General features: G+C 67.5%; 17 protein-coding genes and 1 tRNA gene. 16 read left to right on the forward strand and 2 right to left on the reverse strand.

Annotated elements, in window-relative coordinates; all coding sequences use genetic code 11:
* Nucleotides 1-39 precede the first annotated feature (39 nt).
* From BcFMB_RS06810 to BcFMB_RS06865, 12 genes are all read left to right on the forward strand, one after another.
* Nucleotides 40-2823: an InlB B-repeat-containing protein gene (locus BcFMB_RS06810; protein WP_099721363.1), complete on the forward strand. Its 2784-nt coding sequence runs from the start codon at nucleotides 40-42 to the stop codon at nucleotides 2821-2823.
* A gap of 260 nt (nucleotides 2824-3083) precedes the next feature.
* A complete protein-coding gene (locus tag BcFMB_RS06815) occupies nucleotides 3084-4682 on the forward strand; it encodes an alpha-amylase (protein WP_024541392.1) in 1599 nt (532 codons plus the stop codon).
* A 332-nt stretch (nucleotides 4683-5014) separates the two neighbouring features.
* On the forward strand, nucleotides 5015-5122 hold the full coding sequence (locus tag BcFMB_RS09865; RefSeq protein WP_269467033.1) for an ATP-binding cassette domain-containing protein: 108 nt from the start codon (nucleotides 5015-5017) through the stop codon (nucleotides 5120-5122).
* A gap of 103 nt (nucleotides 5123-5225) precedes the next feature.
* Complete coding sequence (locus BcFMB_RS06825; protein ID WP_198405404.1) at nucleotides 5226-6089, forward strand: helix-turn-helix domain-containing protein; 864 nt, start codon at nucleotides 5226-5228, stop codon at nucleotides 6087-6089.
* Between the two features lie 52 nt (nucleotides 6090-6141).
* Nucleotides 6142-7803 carry a CTP synthase gene (locus BcFMB_RS06830; RefSeq protein ID WP_026645402.1) on the forward strand — a complete coding sequence of 554 codons (1662 nt, stop codon included), beginning with the start codon at nucleotides 6142-6144 and terminating at the stop codon, nucleotides 7801-7803.
* A gap of 248 nt (nucleotides 7804-8051) precedes the next feature.
* Nucleotides 8052-9668: a L,D-transpeptidase family protein gene (locus BcFMB_RS06835; protein WP_024541389.1), complete on the forward strand. Its 1617-nt coding sequence runs from the start codon at nucleotides 8052-8054 to the stop codon at nucleotides 9666-9668.
* Nucleotides 9669-9858: 190 nt separating this feature from the next.
* Nucleotides 9859-11340 (forward strand): Fe-S cluster assembly protein SufB, encoded by a 1482-nt coding sequence (gene sufB, locus BcFMB_RS06840; RefSeq protein ID WP_198405405.1) that lies wholly within the window; start codon nucleotides 9859-9861, stop codon nucleotides 11338-11340.
* Nucleotides 11341-11343: 3 nt separating this feature from the next.
* Nucleotides 11344-12570 (forward strand): Fe-S cluster assembly protein SufD, encoded by a 1227-nt coding sequence (gene sufD / locus BcFMB_RS06845; protein ID WP_099721367.1) that lies wholly within the window; start codon nucleotides 11344-11346, stop codon nucleotides 12568-12570.
* Nucleotides 12570-13349, forward strand: coding sequence for a Fe-S cluster assembly ATPase SufC (gene sufC, locus BcFMB_RS06850; protein ID WP_099721368.1), 780 nt, complete (start codon nucleotides 12570-12572; stop codon nucleotides 13347-13349). The genes sufD and sufC overlap by 1 nt, the downstream gene beginning before the upstream one ends.
* A gap of 16 nt (nucleotides 13350-13365) precedes the next feature.
* Nucleotides 13366-14637 (forward strand): SufS family cysteine desulfurase, encoded by a 1272-nt coding sequence (locus BcFMB_RS06855; protein ID WP_099721369.1) that lies wholly within the window; start codon nucleotides 13366-13368, stop codon nucleotides 14635-14637.
* Between the two features lie 93 nt (nucleotides 14638-14730).
* Nucleotides 14731-15270 carry a Fe-S cluster assembly sulfur transfer protein SufU gene (gene sufU / locus BcFMB_RS06860; protein WP_418214992.1) on the forward strand — a complete coding sequence of 180 codons (540 nt, stop codon included), beginning with the start codon at nucleotides 14731-14733 and terminating at the stop codon, nucleotides 15268-15270.
* A gap of 74 nt (nucleotides 15271-15344) precedes the next feature.
* Nucleotides 15345-15911 (forward strand): metal-sulfur cluster assembly factor, encoded by a 567-nt coding sequence (locus BcFMB_RS06865; RefSeq protein ID WP_024541383.1) that lies wholly within the window; start codon nucleotides 15345-15347, stop codon nucleotides 15909-15911.
* Nucleotides 15912-15967: 56 nt separating this feature from the next.
* Here the strand turns inward: BcFMB_RS06865 and BcFMB_RS06870 are convergent, their stop codons facing one another.
* Both BcFMB_RS06870 and BcFMB_RS06875 read right to left on the reverse strand, forming a co-directional pair.
* Nucleotides 15968-16843: a TrmH family RNA methyltransferase gene (locus BcFMB_RS06870; protein ID WP_099721370.1), complete on the reverse strand. Its 876-nt coding sequence runs from the start codon at nucleotides 16841-16843 to the stop codon at nucleotides 15968-15970.
* Between the two features lie 92 nt (nucleotides 16844-16935).
* Nucleotides 16936-17023: transfer RNA gene (locus BcFMB_RS06875), tRNA-Leu, on the reverse strand.
* A gap of 121 nt (nucleotides 17024-17144) precedes the next feature.
* Between BcFMB_RS06875 and BcFMB_RS06880 the strand changes: the two genes are divergently transcribed.
* The 4 genes from BcFMB_RS06880 to ybeY all read left to right on the forward strand — a co-directional run bounded on the left by BcFMB_RS06880 (nucleotide 17145) and on the right by ybeY (nucleotide 20182).
* The gene (locus BcFMB_RS06880; protein WP_099721371.1) at nucleotides 17145-17951 is read left to right on the forward strand and encodes a 16S rRNA (uracil(1498)-N(3))-methyltransferase; all 807 of its coding nucleotides are present in this window, start codon (nucleotides 17145-17147) and stop codon (nucleotides 17949-17951) included.
* A 121-nt stretch (nucleotides 17952-18072) separates the two neighbouring features.
* Nucleotides 18073-18408: a histidine triad nucleotide-binding protein gene (locus BcFMB_RS06885; protein ID WP_024541380.1), complete on the forward strand. Its 336-nt coding sequence runs from the start codon at nucleotides 18073-18075 to the stop codon at nucleotides 18406-18408.
* Nucleotides 18409-18531: 123 nt separating this feature from the next.
* Complete coding sequence (locus tag BcFMB_RS06890; RefSeq protein ID WP_024541379.1) at nucleotides 18532-19647, forward strand: PhoH family protein; 1116 nt, start codon at nucleotides 18532-18534, stop codon at nucleotides 19645-19647.
* Complete coding sequence (gene ybeY / locus BcFMB_RS06895; protein WP_024541378.1) at nucleotides 19637-20182, forward strand: rRNA maturation RNase YbeY; 546 nt, start codon at nucleotides 19637-19639, stop codon at nucleotides 20180-20182. The genes BcFMB_RS06890 and ybeY overlap by 11 nt, the downstream gene beginning before the upstream one ends.

The raw sequence follows: 20182 nt of genomic DNA on the forward strand, positions 1-20182 counted from the left end.
CCGTCCTTTTCCCCCAACGAGCGAACTTCGAGGAGAACAATGACCACCAAACTACGCGCCGCCATTGGCGCGGTCTCGGCATGCGCCGTGCTCATCGGCGCGCTCGTCGGCCCCGCCGGCGCGCAGGAGACCGATCTCGATGGACACATCACGAACGTCTACACGGCCGGCAACGGCATGGCCTTCCAGAAGGTCAGCCATCCCGAAAACGGCCTCGAGACGGCCGACGGCGTCGTCGACTACGTTGGCAACGGTGCGATCTCGGCCAAGGACAAGGGTCAGGGCGACCGCGGCCAGTCCTACAGCTACGCCGCCGAATCGGTCGGCGACTGGGTCTACATCGGCACGATGTACGGCGGCCTCGGCGTCCAGGCGATCCTCAAGGGCAGCCTGTCGGCCAACATGGGCATGAGCGTCGAGGAGGCGACCGCGCTCATCCAGACGCTCTACGCCGGCAACATGTACCTCGGCGAGCCGGACGGCAAGAGCGCCGGCGGCACGCTGTTCAAATTCAACGTGAAGACCGGCGAGACGCAGATCCTCATGTCCCAGTCCGAAGGCATCGAAGGCGGCAAGGGCGTCATCCCGACCTTCCGCAGCGCGTTCAAGATGAACGGCAAGCTGTACTTCGAGGGCATGGTCATGGACACGAACAACAAGGACCTGACCGCCCAGGAGATCGGCACGGCGATGGCGATGCAGAACGGCTTCCCGTGCATCTACGAGGTCGACCCGGCCAACGGCGACAAGCTGACGAAGGTCTACGACAGCGTCGACGCCGCCGGTTTCCGCGAACTTGTCAAGCAGAACGTGTTCACGTCGACGCGTGCGATCGGCTCGTTCAAGGACACGCTCATCGCCGGCGACCTGAAGCCGACCGCCGACGGCAAGGGCGCGGCCTACCTCGTCGCGTCAAACACGCCTTCGGAGCCCGGCTCCTACAAGGTCATCGCCGACATGGCCAGCTTCGACAACCTCCCGGCGATCCACCGCTCCGACGTCAACGGTGGCGGCGGCATCTACCAGGTGCTCGAATTCAAGGGCAAGCTGTACGTCGTCGTGTGCACCGGCAGCGTCGACACACGCAACGAGCAGACCGGCACCGTGCGCTCCTTCGCGATCTACGTCGGTGAGAACTCCGGCGACCCGACCGAGAAGGCCGACTGGACGTGGCGTCCGCTCGTCGGTGACAAGTCGAAGGGCGCGAAGTACACCTTCGGCCTCGACGCGAGCCGCGTGAGCGCCGGCGCGTGCACGCTGCAGATCTACAACGACCACCTGTACATCGGCGACTACAACGACGTCTCGAGCGCGCTGCAGGGCTTCGCGCTGCGCATGAACTTCGTGACGCAGGCGACGAACCTCGAACAGTCGATCAACCTGTACCGCATGGACGCCGACGAAAACGTCGAAATGCTCGTCGGCGACCCGAACGAGACCTTCCCCGACGGCGGCACAACGGGCCTGGGCTCTGGATACGGCAACCACATGAACCAGTACACGTGGCAGACGACCGTGCACGAGGGCAAGATGTACCTGTCGACGATGAACACGACGACGCTGCTCGAGCCGATCGCGCAGTTCACGAACGGCGACATCCTCAACATGAGCGAGAAGGACTGGAACAACACCGTCCACTACCTGCGCACCTTCGTCGAGCTCATCCTCAACCGCGACACGGCGTCCGCTGCGACGCTTGCGTCCGAGGACGGCGACACTGCGCAGAACGACGACCGTCCGCGCTCCGACGACGCCGACGCACTCGTCGACTGGGCGGTCAAGGCCGCCGACGCGCGCCTGAACGCCGCGACGCTCGCCGACATGGACGACGCCGACGAGGAGGCGCAGCACGTCACGCTGAGCGACGCGCAGCGCAAGGCGCTCGTCGACGGCATCAACGACGGCTCGATCGTCCCCGGCAGCCTGAACGACGAGGAGTCCGCCGCCCGCATGCTGCAGGCGAACGACCTGCTCACCGTGCTCGGCACGCAGCTCGACGAGAAGGCCTCTGAGGACTTCGCCGAGATGTACGAGGAGACCGAGCAGCTGCTCGCCGCCGCGCCGCAGATGCCTGAGAACCTCAAGAAGATCTACGAGACGCTCGTCAAGCTGCTCAGCGTCAACAACCTCAAGGCCTTCTTCAAGTCGCTGCCGTATCTGGCCAAATCGAAGCGCGGCTTCAACCTCTTCGAGATCAGCGAACAGGCCGACGGCGGCGTCAACGTGACGACCGTCGCCGACGACGGCTTCGGCGACCCCTTCAACCACGGCCTGCGCATCTTCGTGAACACCGATGACCATATGCTCATCGGCACCGCCAACCCGTTCTACGGCACCCAGCTGTGGCGCGTGGCGAACACGATGTTCCCGGTGCACGTCACCGCCGGCATCGGCGGCACCGCGAGCGCCGACCGCATGCAGGATGTCGCGCCCGGCACGACGGTGACGCTGACCGCGACGCCGGACGAGGGCTACCGACTCGCCGGCTGGAAGGTGACGAAGGGTGGCGTCGAGGTCGGCGCCGACGGTACCTTCGCGATGCCGGGCGAAGCCGTCTACGTGGAGGCCGTCTTCGAACGCGCCGACGGCGGCGACGCTAACGATCCCGGCGACACCGACAAGCCCGGCGACGCCGGCAAGCCGGACGCCACGCCTGCCGTGAAGCCTGAGGCGGACGGCGCACAGACGCCGTCGGACGCGACGACGACCCCCGCGGACATCGCGAGCACCGGCTCGTCGATCGCGCTGGCGCTTGCGGCGATCGCCGCTCTGGCGCTCGCCGGCGTCACGCTGCTCGCCTCAAAGCGCGCGACGCGTAACTGATTCGGCCGTCATCCGCACGCCGATGACGCGCGCATGACGACGCAGCGCGGATGACAAGCGCGGATGACAGGGGAGGAGGAAACCCACAGCGGGTTTCCTCCTCTTTTTGGTATCGATGTTCTATATCGATCATCAATCATCTTTTTTCTCCTTCCATCGATATCCATCCGCCTGCCGGCGATGTGACGCGCCATGCACGGCCATGCGCTAGAGTGGGTGCGACGTCGTCGAGGTCGACGGCGGGAGGAAAGGCGGTCGACATGGCATACGGGAACAGGCGCGGGGCGTCGATCAGGACGGCGGCGGCATGCGCATGCGCGGCGCTCGTCGTCGCGGCGGCGCCGGCGTGCGGCGCAAAGGACACCGGCAGCACGGCGACGCCGAAACGCACCGACGTCGAGGTCATCGCGTTCCAGCAGCCGTGGACGTCAATCGCGAAGGAATGCACGAACACCTATGGTCCGGAAGGCGTCGCCTATGTCGAGGTCTCGCCGCCGCAGGAGTCGATTCAGGGCACGCAGTGGTGGACGAGCTACCAGCCGGTGAGCTACAGGCTCGATTCGAAACTCGGCACCGAAGCCGAATTCAAGGACATGATCGACACGTGCGCTGCCGCGGGCGTCGGCATCGTCGCCGACGTCGTGCTCAACCAGACGACCGGCGCCGCGCACGACGGCGGATGGAAGGAGGGCGTGGCCGGCTCGAAGTACGATCCGACGACCGGCGCATACCCGGCCTTCACCGGCGGCCACGACCAGTACCCGCAGGGCGTCGATGCGAAGGACTTCCACGACTGGGAGCACGGCGCGAGCATCTCCGGGTACATGGACCAGCAGGAGGTGCAGGAGGGGCGCCTGAGCGGCATGTGGGACTTCGACACGTCCAGCGACAAGGTGCGCGACATCCAGACCGACTACCTCGCCAAGCTCTACGACATGGGCGTCAAGGGATTCCGCATGGACGCCGTCAAGCACATCAGCGCCGAGGACATGCAGGCCGTCAAAACGCAGATGGCCGAGAAGGTCGGCAAGGATCCAGACGACATCTACTGGATCCAGGAGGTCATCGGCAACGCCGCGGAGGCGTCCGGAATCCAGCCGCGCAACTACCTCAACACCGGCTCCGTCACGCAGTTCGCCTACGTCTCCAACCTCAACTCGGCGCTGCGCGGCGACGTCTCGGCGCTCGCCGACCTCGGCGAACGCCTCGGCGACACCGGCCGCAACAAGTTCGCGATCGCCTCGAAGGACGCGAACGTCTTCGTGACGAACTGGGACACGGCGCGCAACCCCGGTCAGGCGATCACCTACAAGGACGGCGCGCTCTACGCGCTCGCGAACGCGTTCCTGCTCGCCTATGACTACGGCACGCCGCGGCTGCTCTCCGACTACCGTTTCGCCGACCGCGACGCCGGGGCTCCCGGCGCGACCGACACGTCGGTGCCGGCCGTCGACTTCGACGAGGCGTGCGCGGCCGCCGGCGGCGACTGGAACTGCCAGCAGCGCTGGACGCCGACGCGCGGCATGATCGCGTTCCACAACTACGTGCACGGCATGAAGGTCGAGGATCTGCAGGAGCCGGACTCGTCGCTGCTTGCGTTCTCGCGCGGCGACAAGGGCTTCGTCGCGTTCAACAACGGCGCAAAGGAGGTCACGCACGAGTTCGCCACGACGATGCCCGACGGCGAGTACTGCGACGTCTACGCCGTCGAGGACTGCTCGAAGACCGTGAAGGTGCGCAAGGGCAAGGTGCAGGTGACGCTTGCGCCGACCTCGGCCGTCGCGCTGTACGCGGGAGCGACGAAAGGGACGCACCCGGCCGCGTCGCGCGCCGTCGACCCGTCGACCCCGCAGTGGTGAGCAGAGCGTCGCAGTGGTGAACGAGACGTCGCAATGATGAACGAGGCGTTGCAAACGTTGCAATGACGCCGATGCTACGCATCGTTGCGCCCGCGGGCGCATGTGCCGGTGTCCGTTGCTGGAACGGCCGCGCATCGCCCCTCTAGCGTGGAGCCGTCGATACGGGAACGCCATCAGGGCATTCCCGCCAAGCAGATGGGAAGCCACGATGACACAGCAGCGCACTGCGCAGCCGCGGCGCGCCGAAGCCGAGGGGCGCATGCCCGGATCGACGATCATCGGCGCCCCGGGGCCTGACGCAGACCTTCGCCGGCGCCGGCGGCGACCAGAAGGTGCTCGACGGCCTCGATCTGGACATGCGCCGCGGCGACGTCACGGCAATCATGGGACCGTCGGGCGCCGGCAAATCCACGTTGCTCTATGCGCTCATCACCCGGTGAGCGACGTCGGCCGCGCCCATGCCGAGACAAAACAATATATGTCGCCAATGCACTCCAACACCACGGCAATGCAAGAAAATGCAAGAAAAGGAATAAGACATCCATGGATTTCACGACAAAACTCAAGGACCTGCGCAGGCAGTCGGGACTCTCGCAGGAGCAGCTCGCGAACCGCGTCGGCGTCTCCAGGCAGGCGATCTCCAAATGGGAGAGCGGCGCCGGCCGCCCCGAACTCGAGAACCTCGTCGCGCTCGCCGACGTGTTCGCCGTCAGCGTCGACGCGCTGCTCGGCATCGCGATCGACCAGGCCGGCGGCGCCGGCGAATACCGCTACGAAAGCGTCACGAACTACGACATCGGGCAGGCCAAGCATTTCGACATCGACTGCGGGTCGCTCTACGCGTGCACGGTCCGCGGCTACGACGGCGAACAGCTGCGCGTGCGCGTCGTGTCGAATACTGTTGCGACGCTCGCGCGGCATTTCAAGGTCTCGATTGACGACCGCCCGAAACGCCTCGACGTCGTCGTCAACCGCGGCCCGGGCATCAGCGAGACGCTCGCCAAGGACGACGTCTCCGTCGTGCTGTCGGTGCCGCTGCGCTACGTCACGACGATGGAATGCGCGGCGAAGGCGTACGAGGTGGAGGTGCACGGCCTCGACTGCGCCGGCGTCGAACTCGACGTGCGCACGCAGCGGCTCACGCTCGACGACGTGCACGCGCACGTCGAGGTGAACTGCAACCTCGACATGGACATCGCATGCCTGTCGCTCGACGGCCGCGTCGACGTCAACCAGCTGTCCGCGACCTCGCGCATCACGGTGCCGAAGGACCGTCCGCTCGCCGTGCGCACACGCGGGCTGCGCACGCGCACGATCGTGGGCGCGGGCGTGCATGTGGACGAGGATTCGCCCAACGTCGTCGAGCTCAACGGCGTGGCGAGCGAGCTGATCATCGAGGCGAGATGAAGCGGAAACGCCTTCTTGTGCATGTCACGACGCGGCGATACCATGAAGACCCATGGCAAGAAGACAACATGGCAATGCTCAGGAACACGTCACCAAGCACATCTTCGTCACCGGAGGCGTCGTGTCCTCCCTCGGCAAGGGACTGACCGCATCCTCCCTCGGACGCCTGCTGCGCAGTCGCGGCATCCGCGTCCTCCAGCAGAAGCTCGATCCGTACATCAACGTCGATCCGGGCACGATGAACCCGTTCCAGCACGGCGAGGTCTACGTGACCGAGGACGGCGCCGAGACCGATCTCGACATCGGCCACTACGAGCGTTTCCTCGACGTCTTCCTCTCGCAGAAGGCGAACGTGACGACCGGCCAGATCTATCAGGAGGTGCTGCGCAAGGAACGAGCCGGCGAATACCTCGGCCAGTGCGTGCAGGTCATCCCGCACATCACCAACGAGATCAAGTCGCGCATGCGCGCGCAGGCGTCGGACGACGTCGACGTCATCATCACCGAGATCGGCGGCACCGTCGGCGACATCGAATCGCAGCCCTTCCTCGAGGCCGCGCGCGAGGTGCGCCGCGAACTGGGGCCGGAGAACTGCATGTTCATCCACGTCTCGCTCGTGCCGTACATCGCTGCTGCCCATGAACTTAAGACGAAGCCGACGCAGCATTCGGTCATGATGCTGCGCCAACTCGGCATCACGCCGGACGCGCTCGTGCTGCGCAGCGACCGTCCGCTCAACCAGGGCATCAAGGACAAGATCTCGCTGATGTGCGACGTCGACCCCGAGGGCGTCGTCAACTGCGTGGACGCCGCGAGCATCTACGACGTGCCGAAGGTGCTCTTCGACGAGGGCCTCGACACTTACGTCGTGCGCGAGCTCGGCCTGCCGTTCCACGACGTCGACTGGGACGAGTGGGAGGACCTGCTCGAGCGCGTGCACCATCCCAAGCACGAGGTCAGCATCGCGATCGTCGGCAAGTACATCGACTTGCCGGACGCCTACCTGTCGGTGACCGAGGCCATCAAGGCCGGCGGCTTCGCCAACTGGGCGAAGGTCAACGTCAAGTGGGTCGCAGCCGACCGCTGCGAGACCGAGGAGGGCGCCGCCGCGGCGCTCGACCAGATGGACGGCATCGTCATCCCCGGCGGCTTCGGCATCCGCGGCATCGACGGCAAGATCGGCGCGCTGCGCTACGCGCGCGAACACAAGCTGCCGGTGCTCGGCCTGTGCCTCGGCCTGCAGTCGATGGTCATCGAATACGCGCGCGACGTGCTCGGCATCGAGGACGCCGGCTCGACCGAATTCGATCCGGACTGCCCGAACCCGGTCATCGCGACGATGGAGGAGCAGAAGGACATCGTCGCCGGCAACGGCGACATGGGCCACACGATGCGTCTGGGTTCGTATCCGGCGGAGCTGCTCGAGGATTCGCTCGTCGCCCGCCTGTACGGCACGACCCACGTCACCGAACGCCACCGCCACCGTTACGAGGTCAACGTCGCGTACAAGGACCGGCTGCGCGAGGGCGGCCTCGTCATCTCCGGCCAGAGCCCGGACGGCGAGCTGACCGAATTCGTCGAGCTGCCGCAGGACGTGCACCCGTTCTACGTCTCGACGCAGGCCCACCCCGAGTTCAAGTCGCGCCCGACGAAGCCGCATCCGCTGTTCGCGGGCCTCGTCAAGGCCGCGCTCGACCATCAGGCGCAGCGCTGAGCATGCCGGCGCGCCCGCGCATCCCGGGCGCGCCGCGCATTCCGCCTACTCCGCGCACTTCATGCACTCTGCCGGCCGGTTCCCGCATGCGATCTTCTGCGGGGGCCGGCCGGTCGGCAGTGGATGTGCCGGGCGGATATACGCCAAACGTGGATGTTTTGTCATCATTCGGCCGTGAAGCTCGCCATGTTCACGACCTTCCCCTATTATCGAAGCGAATCATCGTATTTTTTCGTACAAGGAATGCTATGTCTTTTTCCAATGGAAACCATGACATGGGCGCGGACGGGGACGGCTTCCGCGTGGATCCGGGACAGCCGCCGGCGCCTGAGGTCGACGAGCTGGAGATCGCGCAGCATGCGTCCGGGGAACACGCCAGGCGCCGCCGCGTATGGCCGTGGGTCGTGCTCGGCGTCGCCGTGGTCGCCGCCGCGGCGTGCGGGGGGACCTACGCCTATTTCCAGAACCGCGCGCTGCCGGGCACGACGCTGTGGGGACACTCCGTCGCCGGTAGGAGCGAGCAGCAGATCGCGCGCATGATCGACGACCAGGTCGCCGCCGTGCAGGTGCCCGTCACCTATGAGGGGACACAGGCGAGTATCGACGCGTCCGACCTCGGCATCGACGTCGACGCGGACGCGATCGCGAAGCAGGCCGTCGACGCCAAGCGCGACGGCTCCTTCTGGACGCGCTACCTGCCGTGGGACAAGCGCGACGTCGCCCCGACGATCACGCCCGAGACCGATCCGACCGTGCTCGACGCCAAGCTCGGCACGAGCAGCGCGAAGCCGGTCGACGCCACGCTCCGGGTCACCGAGGACGGCACGCACGTCGAGACGGTGCCCGGCGCGAACGGCTCCGGCGCCGACGCGAAGGCCGTCGCCGACGAGGCCGTCGCCGCGATCGAGTCGCTCGGCTCCGCCGGCGCGAAGACGGTGGCGCTGACGATGGACACGATCGAGCCGAACGTCCCCGACGCGACCGCCGACCAGGCGCGCGACGCGCTCAACAGACTCATCGACGCGAAGGCCGGCATCACGGTCGGCGACGAGAAGGTCGCGACCTTCTCCCCGGCGGCGCTCGTCGACGCCTCGCGCATCGAGCCGAACGAGGAGTCGACGCTCAAGGACGGCGAGACGCGCTCCGGCGTCGTCGTCTTCGACGCGGGCAAGCTGCAGAGCCACTACGACGAGGACATCAAGCCGCACTACTCGACGACGAAGGAGGACCGCGAGGTCATCGTCAACAACAACGACGAGGACGTCGTCGTCCTCAAGGAGGGCCACGACGGCGTGCGGATCAAGGACGGCGCCGACCAGGGCGTCGGCGAGCAGGCCGCCAAGGCCTTCGCCGCCGGCGACGGCGACGTGAAGGTGGACGGCGAGGTCGATCCGATGGCCGTCAAGAAGACGAAGCGCCACGTCGTCGTCGACCTGAGCGACCACAAGGTCTACGCCTATGAGAACGGCAAGCAAGTCAAGGCCTTCAGCATGTCCGCCGGCCAGGGCAACGACTACGCCACCGGCGCATGCCAGCCGAGCGGCGACCTGTGCACGCCGCTGGGCGACTTCGAGGTCTGGCTCAAGTACCCGTCGCAGCACATGAGCGGCACGCTCACGCTCTCCGACGGCACGAAGGAGACGTGGGACGCGCCCGACGTCGGCTTCGTCAACTACTTCTCGAAGAGCGGCTGCGCGATCCACCGCATCGCCACCGACGCGCCATACTCCGACGCGCAGATCGCCGCGCTCGGCGCGAACACGTCGCACGGCTGCGTCGGCATCGGCTGGGACGTGGCCGAATGGTTCTACGACTTCGCCGTGCAGGGCCCCGACCACGGGGTGACCGTGCACGTGCAGCAGTGAGCCGCGGACGTGTGACCCATCGCACATGCAGGCCGGGATCCGTCGGGGATCCCGGCCTGCCGCCGTCTTCGGGCGGTGCGAGGACGGCGGCCGGGCGTGAAACGCTCTGGCGTGTCCATACGTCGTCCGTTACCATGTAATGCGGAACAACCAAGAAAACGAGAGGCGGCGACCTGTGGCAGACAATCAGATGCCCAACGCAGCGTCCGACGTGGAGATGAATCAGTATCTTGCTGATCGCGGCCGCGTCAACGAGGACAAGATAAGACAGGATGACGAGATCATCGGTCAGTTCGGCGAATACTCGTACGGCTGGCACGATTCCGACGCGGCCGGCGAGGCGGCGAAGAAGGGCATCGACGAGCACGTCGTGCGCGAGATCTCGGCCGACAAGCACGAACCCGAATGGATGCTCGACATGCGCCTGCGCGGCTACCGGGCCTTCGTCGAGCAGCCGATGCCCAAGTGGGGCGTCGACCTGTCCGGCTTCCACGCGCAGGACTTCAAGTATTACGTCAAGCCGGTCGGCAAGCAGGCGGCCCGCTGGGAGGACCTGCCCGACGACATCCGCGAGACCTACGACCGCCTCGGCATCCCCGAGGCCGAGAAGAGCCGTCTCGTCTCCGGCGTCGCCGCGCAGTACGAGTCCGAGGTCATCTACAACTCGATCCAGGAGGACCTGGCCAAGCAGGGCGTCATCTTCGTGGACACCGACACGGCCGTACGCGAATATCCCGACCTCGTCAGGAAGTACTTCGGCACCGTCGTGCCGCCCGAGGACAACAAGTTCGGCGCGCTCAACACGGCCGCATGGTCGGGCGGCTCGTTCGTCTACGTGCCCAAGGGCGTGCACGTCGACATCCCGCTGCAGGCCTACTTCCGCATCAACACGCCGAACATGGGCCAGTTCGAACGCACGCTCATCATCGCCGACGAAGGCTCCTATGTGCACTATGTCGAGGGCTGCACGGCGCCGATCTACTCGACCGACTCGCTGCACGCGGCCATCGTCGAGATCGTCGTCGAGAAGAACGCGCGCGTACGCTACACGACGGTGCAGAACTGGTCGAACAACGTCTACAACCTCGTCACGCAGCGCGCCTACGTGCGCGAGGGCGCGACGATGGAATGGGTCGACGGCAACATCGGCTCGAAGGCGACGATGAAGTATCCGGCGTGCATCCTCGCCGAGCCGTACGCGAACGCCTCGACGATGTCGCTCGGCTTCGCCGGCGCCGGTCAGTACCAGGACACCGGCGCGAAGATGATCCATCTGGCGCCGCACACGAGCTCGACGATCGTCGCAAAGTCGATCTCGCGCGGCGGCGGACGTTCCGCCTACCGCGGCCTCGTCAAGATCGTCGACGGCGCCGAGGGCGCCAGCTCGAACGTCGTGTGCGACGCGTTGCTCGTCGACGACTTCTCGCGCTCCGACACCTACCCGCACGTCGACGTGCGCGAGGACGACGTCTCGATGGCGCACGAGGCGACCGTCTCGAAGGTCTCCGAGGACCAGCTCTTCTATCTGATGAGCCGCGGCATCGAGGAGAAGGAGGCGATGGCGATGATCGTGCGCGGCTTCGTCGAGCCGATCAGCCGCGAGCTGCCGATGGAATACGCGCTCGAGCTCAACAGGCTCGTCGAACTGCAGATGGAAGGATCGGTGGGCTGACCGATGGCGGACAACGTGGAAATCAACATCCCGGTCGCGGATCCCGACGATCCGTACGCGGTGCCGGCGGCGATGCCGTCGAGCGCCGACACGAGCCCGCGCTCCTTCGACGTGGCCGACTTCGCCGCGCCGACGCGCAGGCAGGACGACTGGCGCTTCACGCCGATCGACCGCATCCCCGAGTTCTTCGAACCCTTCGCGCCGAGCGGAGAGACGCGCATCTCGGTCGGCTACATCGACGGCTCGCCGCTCGACGACGACGACGTGGACGTGCGCGAGGTCGCGATCGGCGAGGCGCCGTGCGGCGCCGTCGGCAAGCCGTCCGACCGTGCCGCCGCCGTCGAATGGAACAGCGCGAGGAGCGCATGGGTCGTCGAGCTCAAGCGCGACCCGGCGCATCCGGTGCTCGTGCGCGTGCACGGCGAGGGGCTCGACCTTGACGCGCTGCATCTCGTCATCGTCGCGCGCGACCAGGTGCACGGCGACGTCGTCGTCGAGCACGATGGCGACGCGCGGCTGGCCGAGGGCGTCGAGATCGCCGTCGGACGCGACGCGCACGTCGGCACGACCTTCATCCAGGAGTGGAGCCCCGTCTCGAAGCATGTGGCGAACCACCGCATCCGTCTGGGCGCCGAATCGTCGCTGCGCCACTCGGTCGTCACGCTCGGCGGCGCCTTCGTGCGCATCCGCATGGACCAGGACTTCGGCGGCGAGCACGGCGACCTCAACATGCTCGGCATCTACTTCGTCGACCCCGGCGAGCACATCGAGCACAGGACGATGGTCGTGCACAACCATCCCGAATGCCGTTCGCGCGTCGTCTACAAGGGCGCGCTCAGCGGCAGGGGCGCGCATTCGACGTGGGTCGGCAACGCGCTCATCGAGCCGACGGCGCCGGGCACCGACTCCTACGAGCTCAACCGCAACCTCGTGCTCACGCCGGGCGCGGTCGCCGACTCCGAGCCGAACCTCGAGATCGAGAACGGCAACATCGTCGGCGCCGGCCACGCGAGCTCGGTCGGCCGCTTCGACGACGAGGAGCTGTTCTATCTGTGCTCGCGCGGCATCCCGGAACGCCAGGCGCGCAAACTCGTCGTGCGCGGCTTCTTCGGCGAACTCGTCGAGGAGATCGGCATCGACGAACTCGCGTCCCATCTGATGGGCGCGATCGACCGCCGTCTGGCGCGCGGCGAAGACGAAGCAACGCAACACGCATTGGAGGAGAAGTAATGTCCACGCTCGAAATCAAGGACCTGTACGCATCGGTCGAGACGAAGGAAGGCCGCAAGCAGATCCTGCGCGGCGTCAACCTGACCGTCAACTCCGGCGAGACGCACGCGATCATGGGACCCAACGGCTCGGGCAAGTCGACGCTCGCGTACACGCTCGCCGGCCACCCCAAGTACGAGGTCGACTCCGGGCAGGTGCTGCTCGACGGCGAGGACATCCTGACGATGACTCCCGACGAGCGCGCCAAGGCCGGCCTGTTCCTCGCGATGCAGTACCCGGTCGAGGTGCCGGGCGTGTCGATGACGAACTTCCTGCGCACCGCGAAGACCGAGATCGACGGCAGGGCGCCGGCGATCCGCACGTGGACGAAGGAGCTCTCCGAGGCGATGAAGCGCCTGAGGATGGACCCGAAGTTCGCGACGCGCTCGGTCAACGAGGGCTTCTCCGGCGGCGAGAAGAAGCGCGCCGAGGTGCTCCAGCTCGAACTGCTCAGGCCGAAGTTCGCGATCCTCGACGAGACCGACTCCGGACTCGACGTCGACGCGCTGCGCATCGTCTCCGAAGGCGTCAACCGCGCCAAGGCGGCCGACGACCTCGGCATCCTGATGGTGACGCACTACACGCGCATCCTCAAGTACATCAAGCCCGACATCGTCCACGTGTTCGCCGACGGCCACTTTGTCAAGACCGGCGGCCCCGAGCTCGCCGACGAGCTCGAGGAGCGCGGCTACGACGAGTACCTGCCGGAAGGCTCGGACTCCGAGTCGGCGCTCGCCTGAGCGGAGAGGAGACCGGATGACGGACATCGAGACGATACGCTCGCAGTTCCCGATCCTCGACCAGCGGATCAACGACCACCCGCTCGTCTACCTCGACAGCGGCGCGACGGCGCAGAAGCCGCAGTGCGTCATCGACGCCGAATCGGAGTTCTACGAGACGATCAACGCCGGCGTGCATCGCGGCGCGCACACGCTCGCGGCGCGTTCGACCGTCGCCTTCGAACAGGCGCGCGCGAAGGTCGCGAGGCTCGTCGGCGCCTCGAGCGACGAGGGCGGCGAGGAGCTCGTCGTGACGATGGGAGCGACCGACGCACTCAACATGCTCGCCACGGCGATCGGCAACGCGTCGCTCGGCCGCGGCGGCGCCGAAGCCGAACGCTTCGCCCTGAAGCCCGGCGACGAGATCGTCGTCTCTCGCGCCGAGCACCATTCGGTGCTGCTGCCGTTCCAGGAGCTCGCCGCGCGCACCGGCGCGACGCTCAGATGGCTCGAGGTCGACGAGGACGGCCGTGTCATGGCCGACCTCGCGCCCGAGACGATCGGCGAGCGCACGCGCATCGTCGCGGTCACGCACATCGGCAACGTCACCGGCGCGATCACCGATGTCGCGCCGATCGTGCGCCGCGCGCACGAGGTCGGCGCGATCGTCGTCCTCGACGCCTGCCAGTCGGTGCCTCACATCCCGGTCGACTTCCACGCGCTCGACGTCGACTTCGCCGCGTTCAGCGCGCACAAGATGTACGGACCGACCGGCGTCGGCTTCCTGTACGGAAAGAGAGAGCTGCTCGAGGCGCTGCCTCCGGCGCGCTTCGGCGGCTCGATGGTCGAGCTCGCCTACATGGACCGCCCGGCGCTGTACATGGATCCGCCGGCGCGCTTCGAGGCGGGCACGCAGCCGGTCGCACAGGTCGTCGCCGCCGGCGTCGCCGCCGACTGGATGATGGGCATCGGCATGGACCGCATCGCCGAGCACGAACGGACGATCACCGACGAGCTGCTCAGGCTCGGCGACGTCGACGGCGTGCGCATCCTCGGTTCCACGACGGACCGGCGCCGCATCGGCACCGTCGCCTTCGAGGTCGACGGCGTGCACCCGCACGACGTCGGTCAGTTCCTCGACGCGTCCGGCATCGCGATCCGCGTCGGCCACCACTGCGCACAGCCGATCCACCGGCACTTCGGCGTCTTCGCGTCGAACCGCGCGTCGGCCGGCGTCTACAACACCCCCGACGAGGCGCGCGCGCTCGTCGAGGCGGTCAGGGGCGTCAGGCCATTCTTCCTGCGCTGAGCGCGGCAGGGGAGCGGCGGAAGGAATAATGCGGGCCGCGAGCTGTTGGCCCGATAGGGACGACGAACGCGCGGCCCGCACGGAAAGGAAGGCATGATGGCCGACGAACTCGAACAGATGTATCAGGAGGTCATCCTCGACGCCTCCCGCCACCCGCACGGCAAGGGCGCGCTCCCGCAGGTCGGCGACGCGTCCGTCGCCGACGGCGAGGCGACGGTCACGGCGCGGCACGAGGCGTGCTCGACGGCGCGTTCGCACCAGTTCAACCCGACCTGCGGCGACGAGGTCACCGTCCATGTGGAGGTGGGCCGCGACGAGCCGCACCGCATCGAGGACATCGTCTGGGACGGTCAGGGATGCTCGATCTCGCAGGCGAGCCTGTCGATCATGGTCGACCTCGTGCGCGGACGCACCGTCGACGAGGCGATGCACCTGTTCGACGAGTTCCATGCGCTGATGTCGTCGCGCGGCGCAGGGCTCGACGACGAGGCGGCGATGGACGAGCTCGGCGACGCGACCGTGTTCCAGGGCGTCTCGAAGTACCCGATGCGCATCAAATGCGCGCTGCTCGGCTGGGAGGGCCTCAAGGACTCCGTGGCCAAGGCGCTCGCCGCGCAGCGCAGGGCGTCCTGAGCGCGGGGAGACCCCGCACCCGTCGGGAACGGACGCAACGACTTTGGCAAGTTTTTTTGAGGAAGGACAAGATGATGAGCGACAATCTGGTGCCCGGACCGCAGGCTACGATCCTCGACGCGGTCAGCGGCGTCGTCGGGGACGAGGTGACGGCGCAGGCGATCATCGCGAACCCGTCGCTGGCGAAGGACGTCAGCCGCAACGCCGAGACGGCGCAGGACCATGACGGGCAGGACGGCTGCTGCGGCGGCCATGGCGGCGAGGGCTGCGGCTGCGGCGACGCCATCGCGCTCAAGGGCGTCGACGAGATCGGCCGCGCGACGGCGCAGGATGTCATGGAGGCGCTCCATCAGGTCATCGACCCGGAGCTCGGCATCGACGTCATCGACCTCGGCCTCGTCTACGGCATCGAGATCGACGAGCTCGGCCGCGCGATCATCACGATGACGCTGACTACGCCGGCGTGTCCGCTGACCGACCTCATCGAGGACGAATGCGCGAGCACGCTCGCCGGCCTCGTCGAGGAGTTCCGCATCGACTGGACGTGGACGCCGCGCTGGACCGTCGACAAGATCACGCCCGAGGGCCGCGAGCAGCTCGCCGCGCTCGGCTTCAACCTCGACGCGATGCCGCGCTACTGAGCACGGCCTCGCGTCATATTCCATATCCATTCCATCCCACGCGCGATGCGCGCCGACTATCGACGGCGTGCATCGCGCGTCGCATAGAAGGCGACGGCGCTCGAGGCGGCCACGTTGAGCGAATCGACGTCGTGTCCCATCGGGATCTTCACGGTGAGGTCGGCGTTGGCGATCGTGTGCCGCGACAGGCCGTCGCCCTCGGTACCGAAGATCAGCGCGAGACGGTCAATGCGCCCGCCGTCGGGGACAGTGGGCGCAAGGCGTGCGACGAGGTCGTCGAGCGAGATCGAATCGTCGCTGAGCGCCATCGCCGCCGTCGTGAACCCCAGGCCGTGCAGCTCCTCGAGCCCCTTCCACGGCCAGTAACGGACGTCGTCGCCGCCGATGCGCGTCCACGGCACCTGGAAGACGGTGCCCATCGAGACGCGCACGGCGCGCCGGTACAGCGGGTCGGCGCACGACGGCGTCACGAGGACGGCGTCGACGTCGAGCGCCGCGGCCGAACGCATGATCGCGCCGACGTTCGTATGGTCGACGATGTTCTCGAGGACGGCGACGCGCGTCGCGCCCTCGCACACCTGCGCGACCGACGGCAGTGGCCAGCGCCGCATCGCCGCGAGCGCGCCGCGGTGCAGCCGGTAGCCGGTCAGGCGCCTGAGCTGTTCGGGGGAGGCGACGTAGACGGGGACGTCGTCGCCCCACCGCGCGTCGATCGCGGCGAAGGTGTCCGCCATGCCGTCGATCCACGGCTCCTCGACGAGCAGCGAGATCGGTTCGCGGCCGACGGCGAGCGCGCGCGTGATGACCTTCGGCGATTCGGCGATGAACAGCCCCTTCGCCGGTTCGAGACGGTTGCGCAGCTGCAGCTCGGTCAGGTTCGTGTACGCCTCGACCCGCGGGTCGTCGATCGATTCGAGTCGGATGAATTGCACGGCAGGCCTCCCGTGATGTGCCGCGCCCGGGGAGGGCGCGATGGATATAATGAAAAAGACCGGTGGTTCTCATGAACCACCGGTCTTGGTCGTGTCCGGAGCGGGACTTGAACCCGCACGCCTGTATAAAATAGGCACTAGCACCTCAAGCTAGCGCGTCTACCATTCCGCCACCCGGACCCGGGTCGCTGTGCTGATCACTGTGCTGTGTTCTCAGCGGCAACAGTTGATTACTATAGGGCATCTGCGCGACGTGCGCAACATCGGCGTGTCGCACCGGTGCCGGGGTAGCCTAGAGGCCATGACCAACCCTTTGTTTCTTGTGGATTCAAGCCATGACGACGCCCCGATGTCGGCCGAGCAGATCGCGTCGGGGCGCACCGGCTGGATCATGACGCTTCCGGAGGGCGTGCGCAGGCACGCCTTCGGGTCGATGCGCCTGACGACGGGCGACGAGCTGCAGATATCGGACGGCCACGGGCTGCGCATCGACGCGACCGTCGTCGACGAGCGCGCCGGCGACGTGTGCGTCGAATCGTTCGTCAGGGAGGAGCCGCCGCTCGTGCGCCTGTCGCTCGTGCAGGCCCTCGCCAAGAACGGGCACGACGAGCAGGCCATCGACGTGAGCACGCAGATCGGCGTCGACGACGTCTACCCGTGGCAGTCGGAGCGCGCGATCGCGCGTTGGAAGCCGGGGCGCACCGACCGCAAGTGGCGCGCCACGCTGATGGCCGCCACCGAGCAGTCGCGCCGTGCGACGCTGCCCGAACTGCACGACTGCCTGACCGGCAAGTGGCTCGTCGCGCTCTGCGGGCGCGCATGCGCGCACGGCGACCTCGTCGTCGTGCTCCATCAGGACGCCACGCTCAGCTGGGACGAGGTGGAGCGTCGAGTGCGCGGCGTGCGCGAACGCAGCCTCGTCGACGGCGAGACGCGCACGATCCACGTCGTCGTCGGCCCCGAGGGCGGCATCGCCGACTCGGAGGTCGCCGCGCTCAGGGACGCGGGCGCCGAGGTCTGCGTGCTCGGGCACAACATCCTGCGCGCGTCCACGGCCGGCCCGGTCGCGCTCAGCCTGCTGTCGCGCGAGCTGGGGCGCTTCAGCTGACGGCCGCGGCGGGCGGCCTTCGGAATAGGAACGCCGCCGACGTTGTTTATCCCGGTGCGGCAATACGATGGGAGGCGCCCGCCAAGGGGCGGGCGTGGACCATATGGACGAGAGGAAGACGATGACCGACCCGGACTGCCTGTTCTGCAAGATCGTGAACTGCGACATCCCCAGCGAGAAGGTGTACGAGGACGCGAGCGTCTACGCGTTCCGCGACATCAACCCCAAGGCGAAGGTGCATGTGCTCGTCGTGCCGCGTGAGCACTACCGCAACGTCGACGAGCTCGCGCGCGCCGACGCGCAGCTGCTCGCGCACATCGTCGAGGTCGCGCAACGCATCGCCGACCAGGAGTACGACGGCTCGTACCGCCTCGTCTTCAACACCGGCGAGAAGGCCGGGCAGACCGTCTTCCACGTGCACGCGCACGTGCTCACCGGCGAGCCGCTCGACGAGTAGGCCGCCGCGCCCCGCCCCGTGCCCATGCGGGCGCCGCGGTTCGCGCATTGACGTTTCCCAGTGACGATTCCATTGGTTTTCCAGACGACGGGCGCATGCCGCGCGCCGTCAGAGAGAGGTGTGGTGGCGACTACAACACGAACGGTGATCGTGCCGGAGCAGCTCGACCCGGTACGCGTCTTCGGACCCTGCGACGAGGTCATCCGCGAGCTCGAGCGCGACTTCGGCGAGATCACGATCCACATCCGGGGCGACCGGGTGACGATCCGCTCGACGTCGAAGGCGGGGGAGGCCCAAGCCGCCGAGGCCGAGGACCTGCTCCACCTGATCATCGACGCGGCCTACGGGCATCCGATGGACGCGCCGACGCTGCGTCGCATGCTCGACCAGCGCGTGCTGTCCAACGACGTGCGCGACGAGGCGCCCGGACACGGCGCGCAGACCGACGAGATCCGCCGGATCCGCGCGCGCAGGCGCGCCGACGCGCGCGAGGCGCACGCCGAATACCGCAAGCCCAGCGTCCCGGGGACGATCGCCTGGGCGAACGGCGTGCCGGTGCGCCCGAAGACGGCCGGACAGGTCGCCTACGTCAACGACATCGAGGCGAACACGATCACCTTCGGCATCGGACCGGCCGGCACCGGCAAGACCTACCTCGCCGTCGCGAAGGCCGTGAGCGCCTTCGAGGACGGCCGCGTGCGCCGCATCATCCTGACGCGCCCGGCCGTCGAGGCCGGTGAGAACCTCGGGTTCCTGCCCGGCACGCTCAACGAGAAGGTCGACCCCTATCTGCGGCCGCTCTACGACGCGCTGTCCGACATGCTCGGCCTCGAACGCATGCACCGGCTCATCGAGGAGGGCGCGATCGAGGTCGCGCCGCTCGCCTACATGCGCGGCCGCACGCTCAACGACGCCTTCGTCATCCTCGACGAGGCGCAGAACACGACGGCGCAGCAGATGAAGATGTTCCTCACGAGGCTCGGGTTCAACACGAAGATGGTCGTCACCGGCGACGTCACCCAGGTCGACCTGGCGGCGCCGCGTTCGGGGCTCGTCTCGATCGAGCGGGTGTTGCACGGCATCGACGGCATCGCCTTCGCCCACCTCGACGCCGGCGACGTCGTGCGCCACGAGCTCGTCGGCAGGATCGTGGCCGCCTACGAACGCTACGACGAGGCGCGCGCGGCGAAGGGCGCGGCGCGTGACGACAAGAGGAAGGACGCACGCGATGAGCGTTGAAGTGAACAACGAGACCGACTGGATCATCGACCCGAAGGTCTTCGCCGATCTCGGCGTGTGGGTCATGGACCAGATGCGCGTGAGCACGCAGTCGGACCTGGCGATCCTGTTCGTCGACCCCGAGCCGATCGCCGAGCTGCATGAGCGTTGGATGAACCTGCAGGGGCCGACCGACGTCATGAGCTTCCCGATGGACGAGCTGCGCCCCGGAGACGACGGCGCGCCGAGCGAGGGCTGCCTCGGCGACATCGTCATCTGCCCGTGGGTCGCCGCGCAGCAGGCCGCCGCCGCCGGGCACAGCACGATGGAGGAGATGATGCTGCTGACGATCCACGGCATCCTGCATCTGCTCGGCTACGACCACGCCACCCCCGAGCAGGAGCGCCAGATGTTCGGGCTGCAGCGTCAGCTGCTGCTCACGTTCTTCGCGCTGCGCCAGGGCACGTCGTGGATTGCGCTCGTGCCGGACGACGCGCCGGACGCGCTCGCCATCTACGAGCAGACCCACGGCGCCGACCGCCAGCTCGGCCACTGA

The sequence above is a fragment of the Bifidobacterium choerinum genome (genome assembly GCF_002761235.1).
GTDB classification, from domain to species: domain Bacteria; phylum Actinomycetota; class Actinomycetes; order Actinomycetales; family Bifidobacteriaceae; genus Bifidobacterium; species Bifidobacterium choerinum.